At 73.6% G+C, this 17,862-nt stretch carries 18 protein-coding genes; 7 read left to right on the top strand and 11 right to left on the bottom strand.

Annotated features, from left to right (window positions below; all coding sequences use genetic code 11):
* Window positions 1-38 precede the first annotated feature (38 nt).
* The 3 genes from C2865_RS39610 to C2865_RS29050 form a co-directional block, all read right to left on the bottom strand.
* A complete protein-coding gene (locus tag C2865_RS39610) occupies window positions 39-479 on the bottom strand; it encodes an ATP-binding protein (protein WP_157963942.1) in 441 nt (146 codons plus the stop codon).
* 591 nt (window positions 480-1,070) lie between these two features.
* Window positions 1,071-1,298: a DUF3040 domain-containing protein gene (locus C2865_RS29045; RefSeq protein WP_198653679.1), complete on the bottom strand. Its 228-nt coding sequence runs from the start codon at window positions 1,296-1,298 to the stop codon at window positions 1,071-1,073.
* 74 nt (window positions 1,299-1,372) lie between these two features.
* The gene (locus tag C2865_RS29050) at window positions 1,373-2,953 is read right to left on the bottom strand and encodes a glycoside hydrolase family 10-like protein (RefSeq protein ID WP_106401767.1); all 1,581 of its coding nucleotides are present in this window, start codon (window positions 2,951-2,953) and stop codon (window positions 1,373-1,375) included.
* 169 nt (window positions 2,954-3,122) lie between these two features.
* Between C2865_RS29050 and C2865_RS29055 the strand changes: the two genes are divergently transcribed.
* Complete coding sequence (locus C2865_RS29055; RefSeq protein ID WP_232835853.1) at window positions 3,123-3,785, top strand: TetR/AcrR family transcriptional regulator; 663 nt, start codon at window positions 3,123-3,125, stop codon at window positions 3,783-3,785.
* 16 nt (window positions 3,786-3,801) lie between these two features.
* Here the strand turns inward: C2865_RS29055 and C2865_RS29060 are convergent, their stop codons facing one another.
* On the bottom strand, window positions 3,802-5,037 hold the full coding sequence (locus C2865_RS29060) for an isochorismate synthase (RefSeq protein ID WP_106401875.1): 1,236 nt from the start codon (window positions 5,035-5,037) through the stop codon (window positions 3,802-3,804).
* Between the two features lie 109 nt (window positions 5,038-5,146).
* On the opposite strand from C2865_RS29060, the gene C2865_RS29065 reads away from it, so the two are divergent.
* Window positions 5,147-5,926: a tyrosine-protein phosphatase gene (locus C2865_RS29065; RefSeq protein ID WP_106401768.1), complete on the top strand. Its 780-nt coding sequence runs from the start codon at window positions 5,147-5,149 to the stop codon at window positions 5,924-5,926.
* A gap of 224 nt (window positions 5,927-6,150) precedes the next feature.
* The gene (locus C2865_RS29070) at window positions 6,151-7,911 is read left to right on the top strand and encodes a hypothetical protein (protein WP_106401769.1); all 1,761 of its coding nucleotides are present in this window, start codon (window positions 6,151-6,153) and stop codon (window positions 7,909-7,911) included.
* 128 nt (window positions 7,912-8,039) lie between these two features.
* Here the strand turns inward: C2865_RS29070 and C2865_RS29075 are convergent, their stop codons facing one another.
* The 3 genes from C2865_RS29075 to C2865_RS29085 form a co-directional block, all read right to left on the bottom strand.
* Window positions 8,040-8,939, bottom strand: a complete 900-nt coding sequence (locus C2865_RS29075; RefSeq protein WP_106401770.1) for a DMT family transporter — start codon at window positions 8,937-8,939, stop codon at window positions 8,040-8,042.
* Between the two features lie 86 nt (window positions 8,940-9,025).
* Window positions 9,026-10,045 (bottom strand): Gfo/Idh/MocA family oxidoreductase, encoded by a 1,020-nt coding sequence (locus tag C2865_RS29080; RefSeq protein WP_106401771.1) that lies wholly within the window; start codon window positions 10,043-10,045, stop codon window positions 9,026-9,028.
* A gap of 73 nt (window positions 10,046-10,118) precedes the next feature.
* Window positions 10,119-11,039, bottom strand: a complete 921-nt coding sequence (locus tag C2865_RS29085; protein ID WP_157963943.1) for an endonuclease/exonuclease/phosphatase family protein — start codon at window positions 11,037-11,039, stop codon at window positions 10,119-10,121.
* A 120-nt stretch (window positions 11,040-11,159) separates the two neighbouring features.
* On the opposite strand from C2865_RS29085, the gene C2865_RS29090 reads away from it, so the two are divergent.
* From C2865_RS29090 to C2865_RS29100, 3 genes are read left to right on the top strand one after another with little or no spacing between them, the layout of a single operon-like run.
* Window positions 11,160-11,699 carry an NADAR family protein gene (locus C2865_RS29090; RefSeq protein WP_106401773.1) on the top strand — a complete coding sequence of 180 codons (540 nt, stop codon included), beginning with the start codon at window positions 11,160-11,162 and terminating at the stop codon, window positions 11,697-11,699.
* A gap of 40 nt (window positions 11,700-11,739) precedes the next feature.
* Window positions 11,740-12,528 carry an RNA ligase family protein gene (locus tag C2865_RS29095; protein ID WP_106401774.1) on the top strand — a complete coding sequence of 263 codons (789 nt, stop codon included), beginning with the start codon at window positions 11,740-11,742 and terminating at the stop codon, window positions 12,526-12,528.
* Complete coding sequence (locus tag C2865_RS29100; RefSeq protein WP_106401775.1) at window positions 12,512-13,633, top strand: AAA family ATPase; 1,122 nt, start codon at window positions 12,512-12,514, stop codon at window positions 13,631-13,633. Before C2865_RS29095 ends, C2865_RS29100 begins: the two co-directional genes overlap by 17 nt.
* A 7-nt stretch (window positions 13,634-13,640) precedes the next feature.
* Here the strand turns inward: C2865_RS29100 and C2865_RS29105 are convergent, their stop codons facing one another.
* The 4 genes from C2865_RS29105 to C2865_RS29120 all read right to left on the bottom strand — a co-directional run bounded on the left by C2865_RS29105 (window position 13,641) and on the right by C2865_RS29120 (window position 16,762).
* A complete protein-coding gene (locus tag C2865_RS29105) occupies window positions 13,641-14,303 on the bottom strand; it encodes a hypothetical protein (RefSeq protein ID WP_106401776.1) in 663 nt (220 codons plus the stop codon).
* A complete protein-coding gene (locus tag C2865_RS29110) occupies window positions 14,296-14,799 on the bottom strand; it encodes a SigE family RNA polymerase sigma factor (RefSeq protein ID WP_106401777.1) in 504 nt (167 codons plus the stop codon). The genes C2865_RS29105 and C2865_RS29110 overlap by 8 nt, the downstream gene beginning before the upstream one ends.
* A gap of 70 nt (window positions 14,800-14,869) precedes the next feature.
* Window positions 14,870-15,529, bottom strand: a complete 660-nt coding sequence (locus C2865_RS41035; protein WP_106401778.1) for a class I SAM-dependent methyltransferase — start codon at window positions 15,527-15,529, stop codon at window positions 14,870-14,872.
* Between the two features lie 123 nt (window positions 15,530-15,652).
* Window positions 15,653-16,762 (bottom strand): hypothetical protein, encoded by a 1,110-nt coding sequence (locus tag C2865_RS29120; RefSeq protein ID WP_106401779.1) that lies wholly within the window; start codon window positions 16,760-16,762, stop codon window positions 15,653-15,655.
* Between the two features lie 132 nt (window positions 16,763-16,894).
* Here C2865_RS29120 and C2865_RS29125 point away from each other — a divergent pair, with 132 nt between their 5' ends.
* Window positions 16,895-17,857, top strand: coding sequence for a pirin family protein (locus tag C2865_RS29125; protein WP_106401780.1), 963 nt, complete (start codon window positions 16,895-16,897; stop codon window positions 17,855-17,857).
* Window positions 17,858-17,862: the final 5 nt, after the last annotated feature.

The raw sequence follows: 17,862 nt of genomic DNA on the forward strand, positions 1-17,862 counted from the left end.
GAAATCCTAGTCGTCTCCGGTGACTTTCGGCCGGTCGCTCACAGGTGGTCGAGGCCGCTCAGCCAGCGGGTGAACCAGACGGTCTTGCCCGACGCGCCGCCGTTGCAGCCGGAGTCGGCGGCGAGCATCGCGACCAGGAACAGGCCGCGCCCGTCCTCGGCGTCGAAGGAGCGCTCGGCGGTCGGCGCGGGCGGCGGCTCCAGCGGGCTCTCGTCGGAGATCTCCCCGCGCAGCAGCAGCCCGTCGAGCAGCAGCCGCAACCGGATGGGGCCCTTGCCGTGCACGACGGCGTTGGCGACGAGCTCGTCCACCATCAGCACGATGTCGTCGACGTCGGAGGGGTCGGCGAGCCGCCAGGCGGCCAGTTCGGTACGGGTCAGTGCGCGGGCCTGCCCCGGTGCCCGCAGATCGGGGTGAAGGTCCCAGGCCGCGGTGCGGGCGCCGGACCAGCCGACCAGCCCTAGTCGCGGTGCTTCCACTGCCCGTCTCCTCCCGATCGACGTGCGTTGTACCGGCGGCCGAGGGCCCCCGGCCCTCCTCCCGGAGTGTTCCCCGTCTGCCCACGGCAAAGTGCGGGGCGGTGAGGTCTGGCCGAAACGGCACTGTTGTGTGACGCGTCCGTTCCCGGACGGGCCCGGGAACCCGGTTCCGCCATCGACCACTCCTCCCGAACAAACCAGTCGTATGCCCATAAGCTGGGACGCACGTGCCCCCAGTCTGGAGTACATGACCCGCGTCACATTCAGCCGGGGTCCACTGACACGGTCCAAAGTCAGCGGAGCGCAGGTCGCCGGTGTCACAGTGAAAAAGCTCTCGGCGCGGAGGGAGGCGGCACCCCCCGCGGGGCACTAAGGTGGAGAACGCCGGTGTGGCCAGTGTCCCCGGGCCGCATCTAAAGCCTTCACGGAATACCGTCCGGCTGGAACCGTGTTGTGCCATCCGCCGAGAGGCGACCACCACACCGGCCTGAACTTCCGCCCGCCGGGCGGCAGGGTGCGCGCAGCACCAGGACCCCGGCGGCGCCACCGGGGTCGAAGGCGGCACGCGGCCGCCGGTCCTTCAGCCGGGCGTCACTGCGACAACAGGATCGCCACAGCCGTCGCCACGGCGGCCACCGTGCCGAACACCACGACGAACACCGCCGCGATGATCCGGCGCCGGGGCGTCGCCTCGGGGCCGCCGAAGTTCTCCAGTCGCTGCGCCAGCGCGGGATCGTCCTGGCTGAGCCGGGACGCGATCTCGGTGAGGATGCGCTCCTCGTCCATCGACAAGGCCATGCCGTACCTCCGGGGGGTCACCTTGCCCCGTTCTCTTCCCCTATCAAGACCGTTTCTATCCTCCGTCCGGGCCCCGATCGGGGCCCGGACGGATCTCAGGGCGCCAGGACGGACGCCCGGGACGGACCGCTCTCGGCGTGCGTGCGGTCCAGCGCCGTCACCCGGTAGGTGTAGGCCTTCCCGGCCCGCGCGGTGGTGTCCACGATGGACGTGCCGCGGGTGGTGGTGAGCAGCTCCGACGCCTTCACCGCGGCGCACTCCTCGCCCTCTCCGTCGCTGCGGTACACCGCGTACGACGTCGCCTCGCCCTTCCACGACAGCTTCACTCCGCCGTCCGCCCGGCTCGCCTCCAGCCCGGCGGGCGCGGCGGGGCGCTCCCCGCCCTCCGACGGCGGGATCAGCGCGGGCGTCCGGTAGTGGTCGCGCAGCAGGGCCGACACGAAGCCCTTCTTGTCCCCGACGTAGTCGGCGGCGCTGAAGAAGACGTCACCGCGCACCTCCGGGTACCTGCGGTTGAGGGTGAGGTGCCGGCTCAGCTGGTCGGCCTTGGTGGCGAACGACGACTCCCCCATCCGGTAGCCGGCCTGCCCGATGAGCAGCTGCACGCCGGTGCCCTTCACGAGGTCGGACCACCAGGCGACGAGCGTGGCGTAGTCGGCGCGCGGGTCGCCGATGGCCCAGTACAGCTGCGGCAGCACGTAGTCCAGCCAGCCCTCCTTCACCCACTTGCGGGTGTCGCCGTAGATCTGGGCGTAGGAGTCCAGCCCGTTGGTGTCCGAGCCCTCGGGGTGGTTGCCCTTGTTGCGCCAGATGCCGAACGGGCTGATGCCGAACTTCACCCAGGGCTTGGCCTCCTTGATCCCGGTGGACAGCCGCTCGACGAGCTTGTTGACGTTGTCGCGCCGCCAGTCGCCCTTGTTCGCGAAGTCCCGGCCGTACTTCTTGTACGTCCCCTCGTCGGGGAAGTCGCCGTCGGACGGGTAGGGGTAGAAGTAGTCGTCGAAGTGCACGCCGTCGATGTCGTACTTCTCCACCACCTCCATGACCGCCTTGTTCGCCAGGTCCTGCACCTGCGGCAGGCCCGGGTCGTACCACAGGTACTTGCCGTACTTCACCGCCCAGGACGGGTTCTCGCGCGCCGGGCTGGTGGGCGCCAGCTTGGCGCGGTCGTTGTCCTCGCCGACCCGGTAGGGGTTGAACCAGGCGTGGAACTCCAGGTCGCGGGCGTGCGCCTCGTCGATGAGGAACTTCAGCGGGTTCCAGCCGGGGTCCTTGCCGGGGGTGCCGGTCAGCCACACCGACCACGGCTCGTGCGACGAGGGGTGGAAGGCGTCTCCGGCCGGGCGGATCTGCATGAAGACGGTGTTGAGGTTCTTGGCCTTGGCCGAGTCCAGCATCGCCCGGTAGGAGGCCTTCTTCTTCTCCACCGGGGCCTTCGGGTCGCCGGGCCAGTCCCCGCCGTACACCGAGGAGATCCACATGCCGCGGACCTGCCGGGCGGGGCCGTCCGCCGCGGGTTCGACCGCCGGGCACTCCGCGGCCGGCCGGGGCAGGCCCAGCTGGGCCTGCGGCAGCCCCGCGCCGGGCACCGGGGCCGTCTCGGCCGCCTCACCCGCACATCCGCCCACCAGAACCAGTCCCATCAGCCCGGCCAGGGTACTCAGCGCTCGTCGCATTTTCCGGAGGCTACCCGTTTCCCGGACGTGACCGGGCCGTGACCCGGAATTTGTCATGACCCCCTGTGAGGGGCGGAAACCTGGCGGCGGGCGGAGGCTGCTTCTACTATGGCCGGTCGAAGCAGGCCTCCACGGCGCGCGCGAGGCTCCCCGAGCAGACAAGGCGAGCATGACCACCACCGATCACCGCCCGCGCCGCATGTCCCCCGAGGAGCGCAGGCAGGCGCTCATCGACGCCGCGCTGGAGCTCTTCGGGCGGAACGCCCCCGAGCGCGTCACCATGGAGGACGTGGCCGCCCACGCGGAGGTCTCCCGGGCCCTGGTCTACCGGTACTTCTCCAACATCGAGGAGATCCGGGTGGCCGCGCTCCGCGCCGCGGTGGACGAACTGGTGGGCCGGCTGGCGCGGGTGCGCGACGGCGGCCTGCCCGAGCAGCTCCAGAACACCCTCGAGGAGTTCGTCTCCTACGCCGAGGAGCACGCCACCGGGTACATCGCCCTGCTGCGCAGCGGCTCTGTCATCGCCACCTCCGAGACCGCCGCCCTGGTCGACGAGGCCCGCCACGCGGTCGTCGGCCAGGTGCTCGCCCGGCTGGAGCACACCGGGCCTCCCCCGGCGCTCCTGCTGCTCACCCTGCGCTGCTGGGTGGCCGTCTGCGAGGGCGCCGTGCTCACCTGGCTGCAGGAGCGCACCCTCAGCCGCGACTGCCTGGTCCCCTGGCTCTCCGGCCAGCTGATCGCGATGATCGGCGCCACCGGGGAGCAGGATCCCCGGGTCGCCGCCCTCCTGCCCCTGCTGGAACAGCGGCAGGCCCGCCCCCCGGAGGTGTGAGGCGGCCAGGCGGGGGTCAGCCCTCCAGGGCGTAGCGCATCGCGCCGAACTTCGTGCGGGTCTCGGCGATCTCGCCCTGCGCGGTGGAGCCGGCGACGATGCCGCAGCCGGCGAACAGGCGCGCCCGGTCGCCCTCGAGCTGGGCGCAGCGCAGGGCGATGCCCCATTCGCCGTCGCCCCGGGCGTCGACCCAGCCGACCGGGCCCGCGTAGCGGGAGCGGTCCATCTCCTCGAGCTCGCGGATGAGCTCCATCGCCTCGCCGGTGGGGGTGCCGCACACCGCGGGCGTGGGGTGCAGGGCGGCCAGCACGTCCAGGACGGAGCGCTCCCCGGCCAGCCTGCCGCTCACGGGGGTGGCCAGGTGCTGGAGGTTGGCCAGGCGCAGCAGCTCGGGAACGGACGGGACGTCCAGCTCGACGCACAGGGGGCGCAGCGCCTCGCGCACCATCTCGGCCGCGTAGGCGTGCTCGCCGCGGTCCTTGCCGGAGTTCAGCAGCGCCCTGCCCAGTTCGCGGTCCTCGTCCTCGTCCGTGCCGCGCGGGGTGGTGCCCGCCAGCACCAGCGACTCGATCCGGCCGCCGAACCGGCGCACCAGCAGCTCGGGGGTGGCGCCGACGAGCCCGTCGACGGCGAAGGTGTAGCACTCGGGGTAGCGCTCGGCCAGCCGGCGCAGCAGCACCCGCGCGTCGATCGGGCCCTCGGCCCGCACCCGCACGTCACGGGCGAGGACGACCTTGCCGAGCGCGCCGCCGCGGATGCTCCGCACGGCGCTCTCCACGGCCCGTCCCCACTGCTCCTCCCCCAGCGAGCCCCCGGACCATTCCAGCCCGGCGGGCTCCTCCAGCGGACGGACGAGGGTCAGCGGGTCGACGCCGTCGCCGATCGTGGTGTGCCAGGCGCGCCCGTCCCGCCAGCCGAGCACCACCCGGGGGACGATGAGCACCGACTCGTCGTTCTTGGGGTCGAACCCGAAGCTCCCGAAGGCGACCGGCCCCGTCCCCGGCATTCCCAGGGGGTCGTCCACCAGCGCGTCGCGGAACAGCGCGGTGAGCCTGCGCCGCGCCCAGCCGAACCTGTCGTCGCCGCCGGGCACCTCGATGCGCGCGGCCTCCCCCCAGCCGACCAGCCCCGCGTCGTGCCGGACCCAGGCCAGCGCGGACGGGTGCGGCAGCCGGGCGATGAGGTCGACGGGCCCGTCCACCGGCACCGTGCGGACGGTCAGCTGCTCAGAGGCTCCCAGCGCGACACTCACCCGGCCCACACTACAGAAGTGTTGAACCTGTTCAAACCGTCGGTACCGCTGTTCATCACGTGATTTAGGCGATAGCTGACCTTTGTCCAAGGGTAGGCTTTCCGTCGTGATGGAGCAGAGTCGCTGGATCAGCCTTGACGGGGCCGTCAACGTCCGTGACCTGGGCGGCCTTCCCACCACGGACGGGCGCAGCACGCGCTTCGGCCGGGTGTTGCGCTCGGACAACCTGCAGGGGCTCACCGACGGTGACGTCTCGCTGCTGGCCGGGGAGATGGGGGTCGGGCACGTCATCGACCTGCGCAGCCTGGCCGAGGTGCAGCGCGAGGGACCGGGGCCGCTCACCCGGCTGGCCGGGGTGACGATCCACCACCTGTCGCTGTTCGTGGAGACCCAGATCGCCGCCGGGGTGGAGGTCGACAAGGCGCTGCCCTGGCAGAGCCGCACCGTCCAGGAGGACCCCGAGCACAAGTCGGTCGGCTTCTACCACGGCTATCTGCGGGACAGGGCCGATTCGATCGTGGCCGCGCTGCGCGTCATGGCGCACGAGGAGGCGGCCTCGATCGTGCACTGCGCGGCGGGCAAGGACCGCACCGGCGTGGTCAGCGCCCTGGCCCTGGAGGTGGCCGGCGTCGCCCGCGAGGCCGTCATCGCCGACTACGCGCTGACCGCCGAGCGGATCGACGCGATCCTGGACCGCCTGCTGAGCAGCGAGACCTACCGCACCGACCTGAGCGGCCGCCCCACCGACAGCCACCTCCCCCACGCCTTCATCATGGAGCGCTTCCTGGCGGTCCTGGACCGCAGCCACGGCGGGGCCCTGGACTGGCTCGCCGCCAACGGCTGGACCGCCGACGACACCGCCGCCCTGCGCTCCCGCCTGGTGGGCTGACCCGCCCGGCGGGGCGTCCGAACTCCGGCGGGGCCCGGGTCCCGCCGGGCCCGCTCCGGCTTTTTCTCTACTTTTCCGGTCGAAAAATACAACTTCTCGCGAGCCCTCTCCGGTGGCGAACGCCACACCTTCTCCACGCCCACAATGAGACATTGGTGAATGACACATAAGCCAGTGGGGTATTAGGGTGCCGTGCTGTCACCCCCCACCGAGGAGAGTCGTTCATGGGAGTTCTCGCCGAGGAGTTGAAACCCGCCGGAGGCGCGGCACTCGACCAGGTGCTGATCGCGAGCGGCGTCGGCCTCCTGCTCGCCGCCGTGCTGCTGGTGCTGGGCCACGGGCACCGCACCGGGCGGCTGCGGGCGCTCGGCGCCCTGGCCGCGCTGGCGAGCAGAGGGGCGGCGCGGGGACTGCCGGGCTGGGCCGCGCTGCCGATGATCGTGGCCATGGTCTCCCTCATCACCGCGCTGCTCGGGATGTACTGGGACATCTCCCTGCACATCACCCGAGGCCGGGACGAGGGACCGCTGGCCAACATCGCCCACTACCCCATCCTCATCGGGCTGTTCGGCATCTTCGCCGCCGGTGTCATCGCCCTGGCCCTGCCGGTGAAGGAGAAGCCGGGACCGGCGCCGGTGCGCATCACCCGCACCTGGCACGTCCCGGCGGGCGGCGCGCTCGTCGCGGGAGCGGGGTTCTACGCCCTGCTCGGCTTCCCGCTGGACGACGTCTGGCACCGCATCTTCGGCCAGGACGTCACGCTGTGGGGCCCCACCCACCTGATGCTCATCGGCGGCGCCGGGCTGTCCCTCGTCGGCATGCTCGTCCTGGAGCGCGAGGGCCTCGCGGCCTCCGGCGTCACCCCCGCCCCCGCCGCCCTGTCCTACCTGCGCCGCGGCATGGCCTGCGGCGGCCTGCTCATCGGCCTGTCGGTGTTCCAGGCCGAGTTCGACTTCGGCGTGCCGCAGTTCCGGCTGGTCAACCAGCCGTTCCTCATCGCGCTGGCCGCCGGCTGCGCCCTGGTCGCCGCCCGGTTGTGGGTCGGCAGGGGCGGGGCGGTCCTGGCCGCCGTCTTCTACATGGTGGTGCGCGGCGGCGTCTCGCTGGCCGTCGGACCGGTCATCGGCGAGCTCAACGCGGCGGTCCCCATGTACCTGGCCGAGGCCGTGCTCATCGAGCTCGTGGCGCTCGCGCTGATCCGGCGCCCGCTGGCCTTCGGCGTCGCCGCCGGGTTCGTCGTCGGCACCGCCGGGTTCGCCGCCGAGTACGCCTGGACGCAGGTGGCCTTCCGGCTGCCGTGGACCCCCGACATCCTGGTCGAGGGCGTCCTGATGGCCCTGGCGGGCGGCCTGTCCGGCGCGGTCCTGGGCGTCCTGCTGGCCGAGGGGCTGGCCGGCCGGCTCCCCCGCCCGGCCGCCAGCCGCGGTCTGTTCGCCGGTTCGCTCCTCGTCATCGCGGCCGCGGTCGCCAACTGCCTCGTGTTCACCGTCCCCGACCGGATGCAGGTCACGGCGGCCCTCACCCCCGACGGCCACGGGACCTTCACGCTTAGCCGCGGGCTCGACGACCCCGCCTGGATCCAGGTCACCGCCTGGCAGGGCGGCGACCTGCACGTGGACCTGCTCGAGCGGACCGGGCCGGCCACCTACCGCACCACCGAGCCGATGCCGCTGGACGGCACCTGGAAGACCCTGGTGCGCATCCACGACGGGCGTACGCTCGCCGCCGTCCCGGTCTTCCTGCCCGAGGACCCGGCGATCGGCGCGAAGGAGCTGCCCGCCGACGCGCGGTTCACCCGGGACGTCCAGGCCGAGCAGCCCCTCCTGCAGCGCGAGCTCAAGCAGGACGTGCCCGGCTGGGTGTGGGCCGCGGCCTCCTCGGTGGTGCTGGCCTGCACCCTGCTGCTGGTGCTGGCCCTCGGCTGGGGCGTCTCGCGGATAGCCGGTGCGGTGCGGGGCCGTCCGGCGGTACGGTCGGGCGCATGATCCTGGCCCACCACCCGGTCGTCGAGTCGATCGCCCTCTTCGTCCCCGCCCTGGCCATCGTCGGGGTGATCGCCGGGGCGGTCCTGCTGGACCGCAGGCGTGCGGCCGAGGACGAGGAGGGCCGGGGGCTAGCGGCGCCTGGAGAGGGCGACGCCGGCCAGGCAGACGGCGCCGCCGGCGAGGGCGAGCGGGGCGGGGGCCTCGGCCAGCAGGATCCAGGCCAGGACGATGGCCAGCGGCGGGACGAGGTAGGTGGTGACGCCGAGGCGCCCGGCGTCCATCCTGGCCAGGGCGTAACCCCACGTGCTGAAGGCCAGGGCGGTGGGGACGAGGCCGAGGTAGAACAGCCAGCCGAGCGTTCCGGCTGAGGCGCGCCCGCTCTCCTCGACCAGCGCGGGGGCGTACGGCAGGCAGGCGACCGCGGCGACCATGCAGCCCAGCCAGGTCACCTGCAGCGACGGAAGCCGCCGCAGCACCGGCTTCTGCGCCACCACCCCGATCGCGTAGGCGACGGCGGCGCCCACGCCGAAGGCGATGCCGAGCAGGTCGGCGTCGTCCTCGCCCGCCGTCGCCACGCCGATCAGCGCGGCTCCGGCGAAGGCGACCCCGGCGCCGACGAGCAGCCACCGCGGGTAGCCCTCGCGCAGGAGGGTCCCGGCCAGCAGCGCGATGAGGATCGGGCCGATGTTGACGAGCATGGCGGCCGTCCCGGCGTCGACGCGCTGCTCGGCGGCGTTCAGCGCCACGTTGTAGACGCCGAACCAGACCACCCCGTACACGCCGACCAGCGTCCACTCCCGGCGGGTGGGCCGCACCCACTCCCGGCGCACGGCCAGCAGCGCGCTGAGCACGACGGCCGCGACGACCAGCCTGCCGAGGGTCAGGGGGCCCGGTCCGAAGTCGTCGCCGAGGTCGCGGATCGCCACGAACGCCGAGGCCCAGGCCGCGACGGTGAAGGCCACCGCGCCGAAAGCGAGGCGGTTCGCCCGTGTCGTGCCGGGGCCGCCGGAGAGCTGTGTTTCTGTCACGCCCCAACGGTAGATCAGATGTCGAATACTTTTTCGACCACGAGCGCCGGAGCTGGGCGTCCGCCCAGAGCGACGTCCGAAAACCGCTACCTGCCGGCCGCGGAGCGCAGCGCGGCCTCGACGACCTCCAGCCCCGCGACGGCGTCCTCCAGCGGCACCGGAGGCGGTCCGCCGTGCTCGAGCGCGTTCACCACCCCGGCGTAGAACTCCTGCCACGCGCCCGGGTCGGTGCGGACGGGGCGGGACTGGCCGGGCACGCCCAGGAAGCCGAAGGTCTCCGGCGGCATCTGGCCCCAGCCGGGCTCGCGCGGGGTGCGGCCCGCGCGCAGCGCCTCCTCCTGGCCGTCCATGCCGTGGGTGACGTAGGAGGCCCTGTCGCCCAGCACCCGGAACCGGGGGCCGAGGTCGGCGGCGGCCGCGCTCATCCACAGGTGGGACCGGACGCCGTTCTCGTGGGTCAGCGCCAGGAAGGCGTCGTCGGTGGTGGCCGCGCCCGCCCGCCGGGTGTCGAGTTCGGCGTAGACGTGCGTCGGCGGGCCGAACAGGCAGATCGCCTGGTCGATGAGGTGGGTGCCCAGGTCGTAGACGATGTTCCCTGCGTCGGCGGGGTCGGCCGACTCCTTCCAGGAGGACTTGACCCGGGGCCGCCACCGCTCGAAGCGCGACTCGAACCGCCCGACCTCGCCCAGCGCGCCCTCGGCCATGAGCCGCCGGAGCGTGCGGAAGTCGCCGTCCCAGCGGCGGTTGTGGTACGGGAACACCGGCGGCCCGATCCGGCCCAGCGCCAGCGCCTGCTCCGACGTCACCGCGACCGGTTTGTCGAGCACGACCGGCAGCCCGGCCTCCAGCGCCCGGGTCGCCAGCGGCACGTGGGTGCGGTTCGGGGTGGTGATCACCATGAGGTCGCAGTGCGCCGGGTCGTTGAACACCGGCGCCGGATCGGGCAGCACCGCCACCCCCGGGTAGCGCCGCCGCACCTCCTCCTGCCGTTCGGGGTTCCCCGTCACCACGGCCGTCAGGACCAGGCCGGGCACCGAGGTGATCAGCGGGGCGTGGAAGACCGAGCCACCGGTCCCGTAACCGAGGAGCACCACACGCAACGTCATGTCACGATCATGGCAAACGGCTCGGGACCCGGTCGGATCCGGGGTCTCACCAGGCACGTTCGGGCGGGGCCGCTCAGGGCAGGCGCAGCTCGGCGTACACGGCGCGGTGGTCGCTGCCCGGCAGGTCGTGGACCGAGTAGTCCAGGACGGCGATCCGGCGGTCGGCGAAGACGTGGTCGATGACGATGCCGGGCGTCGACCATCCCGCGGTGGGCCAGGTGGCGTGCAGTCCCGCGCCGCGGACCTCGGCGGCGTCGCGGTAGCCGGTGGAGAGCAGACCGCGCAGGCTCGCGTGGTCGAGGGTGGCGTTGAAGTCCCCGGCCAGGATCCGGAGCTCGCCCTCGGGCGTGGCGGCGGGCAGCTCGGCCTGCGCGGCGCGCCAGCAACGGCCGAGGCCGGGGTGCAGGGGGGCGCAGGTGTGCACGGCCATGAACTCGGTCCGCTGCGCCGAGCCGGGGACGTCCAGCACCGCCCGGACGGCGCCCGCCGGGGCGACCCTGGCCTGGAAGGGGTGGCGCGAGTACAGCGTGGTGTCGTGCGTGCCGTTCGCGGTGTGCGGGAACAGGTCGAGGATGCCCTTCTCCTCCAACTTCTGGCGGGTTCCAGGCGGTAGCTCCTGGACCGACAGCACGTCGGCGCGCAGTTCCCGCGCCAGGCCGAGCAGCCGGTCGGGCGGGGTGAGACCGAACCGGATGTTGGCGCTGAGCACCCGCAGCACCGGCCCCTTCGCCTCGGGTTGCCCCTCCTCCAGCAGCCGAGGGAGGACGAGGCCGCCGAGCACCACCGCGACGGCCAGCCCGGCCACCGCCGGCACCCGGCGGCGCAGCAGCAGCGCGGCGACCGGCACGGCGAACGCCGCACCCGCCACGTAGGGGGTGAAGGAGACCAGCTGGATCCACCGGAAGCCGGCGTCGATCCCGGAGAGCCGCAACACCGTCCACATGAGGAAGGGCGCCACCAGCGCCCAGGCGAGGACCGTTCTCCATCGACCCATGCTCAGTCCTCCCGATCGGCGGGTGAGCGGCGTCCGGCGCCCCGGAGCCGCGACCGGAGCGAGTTTAACGGTCCGAAAACCCCTGGGATCGCGGCGTCCGCGGCTCCTAAGGTGTCGCCCATGGAACCGCGCAGCGTGGAAGACCTCCGGAAGGCGCAGGCGGCCGACGCCGCCCTGAAGTACCTCTTCTTCTGGGGGCACCGGCCGCACCCGAGCGGCAGGCACGTGCTGAGCCAGTGGTTCGAGCACGACTTCGAGGCGGACGGGCAGGTCTACCGCAGCGCCGAGCACTACATGATGGCGGGCAAGGCGCGGCTGTTCGGCGACGCGGAGACCGAGGCGCTGGTCCTGGCCTCGGGGCATCCGGACGAGGCGAAGAGGCTCGGCCGCCGGGTGCGGGGCTTCGACGACAGGACCTGGGCCGAGCACCGGTTCGAACTGGTCGTCCAGGGCAATGTGGCGAAGTTCGGCGCCGACCCCGGACTGCGCGGCTACCTGCTGGGCACCGGTACCCGGGTCCTGGTCGAGGCGAGCCCGCTCGACCGGATCTGGGGCATCGGGCTGGCCGCCGACGACGAGCGCGCCGCCGACCCGGCCCGCTGGAGGGGGCTCAACCTGCTGGGTTTCGCGTTGATGGAGGCGCGCGCCCGGCTGCGGTAAATCGTTCGACGGAGCCGTCCGCACCGCGTACAACGGTGGCATGATCCGCAAATACCCCCGTACTCCACATCTGCAGGGGTCGCGGCTCCAGCCGGGCGACCACGATCTGGCGGCGGTGCCGTTCCGGGACGTGGCCGGCCGGTACCTGGTCGTGGAGGAGAAACTCGACGGGGCCAACTGCGGCATCAGCTTCGACGCGGACGGCGGGCTGCGGCTGCAGTCGCGCGGCCATTACCTGGCCGGCGGCCCGAGGGAACGGCAGTTCGCGCCGCTCAAGGCCTGGGCGTCGGCAGTCTCGCACCTGCTGTGGCCGGTGCTGGGCTCCCGGTATGTCGTATACGGCGAGTGGATGTACGCCAAGCACACCGTCTTCTACGACGCCCTTCCCCACTATTTCTGCGAGTTCGACGTCTACGACCGCGATGAGGACGTGTTCCTCTCCACCGCCGCGCGCCGGGAACTGCTCGCGGGCACTCCCGTCCACTCCGTCCCGGTGTTGCGTGAAGGGAAGGTCGCCCGGTTGGAGGAGCTGACGTCGCTCGTCGGTCCGTCCACGTGCCGGACCGGGCGTTGGCGGGAGGCGCTGGATGCGGCCGCGCTGGCCGCCGGGCTCGATCCCGGGCGGGTGCGGGCCGAGACCGACTCCGCCGACGAGATGGAGGGCCTCTACCTCAAGGTCGAGGAAGGCGGGCGGACGGTCGACCGGTTCAAGTGGGTGCGCTCGAGCTTCCTGACCGCCATCCTCGACGCCGGAAGCCACTGGCAGGACCGGCCGATCGTCGCGAACGGGCTGGCCGACCCGGAGGTGCTTTATGCGGGTGTTCGCTGAACTCTGCCCGCGGCCGCCGCACTGGCGGCTGGACTGGGCGGCCGTCCGTGAACGGTTCCCCTGGATCCGGGAGCTCGCGGGCGTCGCGCAGGATCCGGTGCACCACGCCGAAGGCGACGTCGAGACGCACACGCGCCTGGCGTGCGAGGCGCTGGCCGCGCTGCCGCGCTGGCGGGAGCGCCCGGAGGACGAGCGCACGAGGCTCTTCACCGCGACGCTCCTGCATGACGTGGCCAAACCCCGGTGCACCAAGGAGGAGGACGGCCGGATCACCGCGCACGGCCACTCCCGCCACGGCGACCTGATGGCCCGCCGGATCCTGTGGGAGCTCGGCGTTCCGATCGCCTGGCGCGAGCACGTGACCGCGCTCGTCCGCCACCACCAGGTGCCGTTCTGGGGGTTGGAGCGCCCCGACCTGCGGCGGACGGCCTTCCGGGTGAGCCTGCTCGCCGCCAACGCCGACCTCGTCCTGCTCGCCGAGGCCGACCTGCGCGGCAGGGAGTGCGGCGACCTCCCCGGGATGCTGGAGAACGTCGCCCTGTACGAGGAGTACTGCGCCGAGGAGGAATGCCTGGACGGGCCGCGGGCCTTCCCCTCCGACCACGCCCGGTTCCAGTACTTCCGCACGCCCGGCCGCGATCCCTCCTACGCGGCCTACGACGACACCCTCCTGACGGTCACCGTGCTGTCGGGGCTGCCCGGCGCGGGCAAGGACACCTGGATCGCCGCGCACCGCCCGGACCTGCCGGTCGTCAGCCTCGACCGGCTGCGCGCCGAGCTGGGCGTCTCCCCTGCTGCCGACCAGGGGCCGGTCGTCGCGGCAGCCTTCGAGCAGGCCAGAGGCCACCTGCGGGCGGGCCGCCCGTTCGTCTGGAACGCCACCAACGTGTCACGGCAGCTGCGGGACCGGTGCATCGGCCTCGCCGCCGCCTACCGGGCCAGGATCGAACTGGTGTCGCTGGAGGCGGCTCCGGCCGTTCTGCGCGCCCGCAACCGCGCCCGCCCCTCTCCCGTCCCGGACGCGGTCATCACCCGGCTGGCCGCCCGCTGGGAGACCCCCGACCCGACCGAGGCGCACACCGTCACCCGGCTCGATCTGACGTGAACGCGCGTCAGAGCCCGCCCACGACCTGCCAGCGTCCCCGGCTCAGCTCCAGGCGCAGCAGTCTGCCGGAGACGGGAACACGCGCCTTGTCCCCGTCGATCCGGGCCTCGCCCAATCGCAGGGGCTCCACCAGATCGAGGGTGAGATCGTCCTGGACGAAGCTCACCTCCGGCATCCGCTCGGAGAGCTCCCGCTTGAGGCCGCGGTCGAGCGGACGGTCGGCGCACTCGCCACGCAGCGGGCAGACCTGGTCCAGGATCCGCAGAGGACGGGCCTTTCTCAGGTCGTCGTTCGTCCCTTCCTTCAGGAAGGCGTCGATCGCGGCCTCGTAGACGGCGGCGGACCCCGCCGAACGACCCGAGGCGAGGGCCTCCGGAGCGGAATCACCCAGGGAGTACGCCTCTCCCGACTTCTCCCGCAGCTTCTGGCCTTCGAGCGGACCGCTCGCCGGTTTGGCCGCCGAGCTGTCCGACTGCAGGGCGCTCTCGTGCTGGAGCACGACCGGGACGGCGATCGCCACGGCGGCGGCCAGGGCGAGGCCGCCCGCGGCGGCCTTCCATCGGCGGCGCGTCCGGGTGCGGCGGGCCCGCGCGACGACCTCGTCGGCCAGGCCGGGCCGCGGTGCGGGCGCCTCGGCGGCCAGCAGGCCCAGCAGTTCCCTGTCATCCACGGGCCTCCCCCTCCACTGCCAACCCGTAGGCCTCCCGCAGTTTCTCCAGGCCGCGCAGCGTCTGGCTGCGGACCGTCCCGGCCGAGCACCCGAGCAGTTCGGCGACCTCGGCGACCTCCAGGCCCACCCAGTGCCGCAGCACCACGGCGGCCCGCTGCCGGGACGGCAGGGACGCCAGCGCGGAGCGCAGCCGGACGTTGCCGTCGATCCCGGCGTACGGGTCGGTCCCGTCGACGGTCTCGGGCAGCGCCTCCATCGCGGTCTCGTGCCTGCGGTGGGCCCGCCTGCGCTCGTCGGCGGCCACCGTGACCAGGACGCGCCGCACGTAGGCCTCGGGATTGCTCTCGATGTTCCGCCATCGAAGATACGCCTTGACCAGGGCGTTCTGCACCAGGTCCTCCGCGCCCGCGCGGTCGGCGGTCAGCAGGTAGGCCAGCCGGAGCAGCGCGGCGGAGCGTTCGGCCACGAACCGCCGGAACGCCTCCTCCTCGGCCAAGGAAACCTCCGATGGGGGATGGGGGGCGACCAGCGTCGCACGCTTCGCGCCGCGGTTCCAACCCGGCGCGTCAGCGGGCGGGGACCTGCCAGACGGTGGTGCGCCGGTGGCGGGAGGCCTCGGGGGTGCGGCTGACCGGGACGTCGTAGCGGGCGAGGGCGGTGAACGCGCCGCGCGGCAGGTACCGCCGCCCGGGGTCGCCGACGAGCACCAGTGCGCCGGAGGCGGCGGCATCGCGCAGGAACGGCTCGATCCGGCGGGACAGCGCCTTGTCGTAGAAGACGTCTCCGGCCAGCACGACGTCGCAGGCGGGCGGGCGGGAGTCCAGAAGGTCCGCGCAGAGGGCGGTGACGCGCGCCCCGTTGGCCTCGGCGTTGGCGCGGATGGCGGCGGCCGCGTACGGGTCGATCTCGCAGGCGGTGACCTCGCGGGCGCCCGAGCGAGCCGCGGCCAGCGCCGCCACGCCCGAGCCGGCGGCCACGTCCAGGACGGTGCGGCCGCGGACCAGTTCGGGCACGTCCAGCACGTGCCGGGCCAGCGCCAGGCCGCCCGCCCAGGCGAAGGACCAGTAGGGCAGGCCCGTGTCCTCGATGTGCTCTCCCAGGCCGTACGGGTCGTCGGCCTGGTGGAGGCGGAGCTCGGGGAGGTAGGGGACTGTTCTCAGCCGCGTGTGGTCACGGACGAACGCCTCTTCTGGCGCCTTGCAGAGCGGCGGGGGGTCGGGCTGCACCTTGATGACCTTAATCCGCGATTCCTTACAGCGCCATTTCCCGGGGTCAGCAAAGGCAATGTAAATTTTTTACCGCCAGAGTAGAGACAGGGGAACGATCCCCCGGCGGCGCTGCGGCGGGCGTCAGGACGTGCGGCGGAAGGCGCGTGCCCCGGTGCTCCTGGCGGCGCTGACCGCGATGCGGGGGACGGTGGCGGGGACCAGGCGGAAGGAGACCCGGACCGCCAGTCCGGCGGCGGCCTCCCGGGCGGGGTCCGCGATCAGGCGGGCGATGCGGGGGGCGGTGTCCGGCTCGGACGGGGGCGGGGGCCGCTCGTCCAGCAGGACGGCGACCGCGCGGGTCCAGGCCTGGCGGACGGACTCGCGGGCGATGTCGCGCATCAGGTCGCGCAGGGCGGTGCGGACGACCTCCTCGGCCATGGCGGTCAGCGCCCGGCCCAGATCGGTGCGGGCGGCCCAGCCCGCGGCGCCGAGCGCGCCCCTGGCCGTCAGTTCCGGGACACCGAGCCGTTCGGCGGCGCCGGCCGCCTCCCCGGCGGTGCGGGCGGCCCGGCGGACCGGTTCGCTGCGCGCGGCGCCGCCCGTCCAGTCCGCGGCTGCGGCCGGGAGCGGGCCGAGCTCCCCGGCGGCCGAGCCGAGCCCGGCCAGGCCCGCCCGGACCGTCCCCGCCAGATCGGCCGCGGTCTGCCTGGCGGCCTCCTCGGCGATCTCCAGGGCGAGTTCGGGGCCGAGCTCCAGCACCACGTCCAGCACGACGTCGGCGACGACGTCGACCACCGGTTCCAGCGTGGCCCCGGCGGCGGCCCTGGCCAGGCCGGTGCCCGCGGCGCGCTCGGTCAGCCCCACGAGGTTGGCGGTGGTGGCGCGGGCCAGGGGGTTGCGCAGGGCGAGCCGCCGCGCGGCGCGCGACCACGGGTGGTCGGCGGCGCGGCCCGCCGCGCCCAGGGCCGCCGCGGCCACCGGGTTGCCCGTGGCGGCCGCGGCCAGCTCGCCCGCGAGCCGGTCGGTGAGGGAGGCGGCGATGCGGGCCGCGGCGTGGCGGGCGGCCTGCTCCACCGGGCCGCGGACGGCGGGCTGCTCCAGCGCCCGCTCCAGTCCCGTCCTGGCCAGGTGGACGGCGACGTCGCGGCCCAGGTCGCGTACGGGCGCGGTGAGCAGCAGGCCCAGGCCCGCCAGGTCCCACAGTTCGGCGACCAGGCCCTCCTCGGGCCGATCGCCCCTCTCCCCGTCCACCGCCGCCCCGCCCTCGCCGTTTCGCGCACTCCGGTCGGACTCACGGTAACCGCTGTTCCGCACCAGGTCACCCGGCGGACGCCGGTCCGGGCGGAAACGATCGCCCCCGCCGGCGGCGAGTACCGTGAGGGCATGAGCAATCTGGAGACGCATCCGGTGCCGAACCTGGTCGGCGGCACCGCCGCCGTGGCCGCCGAGCCGGTGCTGGAGCCGCTGCCGGTCAAGGAGGTGTGGCTCGGGGAGAGCCGGGTCCGGCGGCTGCTGCCGACGCTGGGGCGGCGGATGGTCGGCGCCTGGTGCTTCCTCGACCACTACGGCCCCGACGACGTCGCCGACGAGCCCGGCATGCAGGTCGCCCCGCACCCGCACATCGGGCTGCAGACGGTCAGCTGGCTGCACGCCGGGAACGTCCTGCACCGCGACAGCCTCGGCAGCCTGCAGACCATCCGGCCGGGCGAGCTGGGGCTGATGACGGCGGGACGGGGCATCGCGCACTCGGAGGAGTCTCCCGTCCCGCACGACCCCGTCCTGCACGGAGCGCAGTTGTGGGTGGCGCTGCCCGACTCCCACCGGCACACCGCCCCCGCCTTCGCCCACCACGCCGACCTGCCGGTGGTGGCCGCACCGGGGCTGCGGGCGACGGTGTTCCTCGGCGAGCTGGACGGCACCGTCTCGCCCGGCCGGGCCTTCACCCCGATCACCGGCGCGGACGTGGACCTGGACGACGGCGCGCGCGCCCGCCTGCCGCTGGAGGCCGACTTCGAGTACGCGGTGCTCACGATGTCCGGAGACGTGCGGGTGGAGGGCTCCCCGGCGCCCGTCGGCCGCCTGCTCTACCTGGGCTGCGGACGCGACGATCTGCGGCTGGAGGCCGATTCGGCGGCCAGGGTCATCCTGCTGGGCGGGGTGCCGTTCGAGGAGCGCCTGGTCATGTGGTGGAACTTCGTGGCCCGCACCGGCGAGGAGATCGAGGCCGCGCGTGAGGCGTGGGCGACGGGCGACTCCCTGGGCGTCGTCCACGGCTACCACGGGCCGCGCATCCCCGCCCCCGAGCTGCCGCCGGTCCCCCTGAAGGCGCGGGGCCGGGTCCGCTGAGGCGC

This window comes from Actinocorallia populi, from assembly GCF_002995495.1.
In the GTDB taxonomy this organism is placed as follows: Bacteria; Actinomycetota; Actinomycetes; order Streptosporangiales; family Streptosporangiaceae; genus Actinocorallia; species Actinocorallia populi.

Excerpts from the sequence above, each read along its gene's own strand:
- C2865_RS29050 (WP_106401767.1), bottom strand. The coding sequence starts at position 2,953 with ATGCGACGAGCGCTGAGTACCCTGGCCGGGCTGATGGGACTGGTTCTG.
- C2865_RS29055 (WP_232835853.1), top strand. The coding sequence starts at position 3,123 with ATGACCACCACCGATCACCGCCCGCGCCGCATGTCCCCCGAGGAGCGC.
- C2865_RS29065 (WP_106401768.1), top strand. The coding sequence starts at position 5,147 with ATGGAGCAGAGTCGCTGGATCAGCCTTGACGGGGCCGTCAACGTCCGT.
- C2865_RS29070 (WP_106401769.1), top strand. The coding sequence starts at position 6,151 with ATGGGAGTTCTCGCCGAGGAGTTGAAACCCGCCGGAGGCGCGGCACTC.
- C2865_RS29080 (WP_106401771.1), bottom strand. The coding sequence starts at position 10,045 with ATGACGTTGCGTGTGGTGCTCCTCGGTTACGGGACCGGTGGCTCGGTC.
- C2865_RS29085 (WP_157963943.1), bottom strand. The coding sequence starts at position 11,039 with ATGGGTCGATGGAGAACGGTCCTCGCCTGGGCGCTGGTGGCGCCCTTC.
- C2865_RS29090 (WP_106401773.1), top strand. The coding sequence starts at position 11,160 with ATGGAACCGCGCAGCGTGGAAGACCTCCGGAAGGCGCAGGCGGCCGAC.
- C2865_RS29095 (WP_106401774.1), top strand. The coding sequence starts at position 11,740 with ATGATCCGCAAATACCCCCGTACTCCACATCTGCAGGGGTCGCGGCTC.
- C2865_RS29100 (WP_106401775.1), top strand. The coding sequence starts at position 12,512 with ATGCGGGTGTTCGCTGAACTCTGCCCGCGGCCGCCGCACTGGCGGCTG.
- C2865_RS29125 (WP_106401780.1), top strand. The coding sequence starts at position 16,895 with ATGAGCAATCTGGAGACGCATCCGGTGCCGAACCTGGTCGGCGGCACC.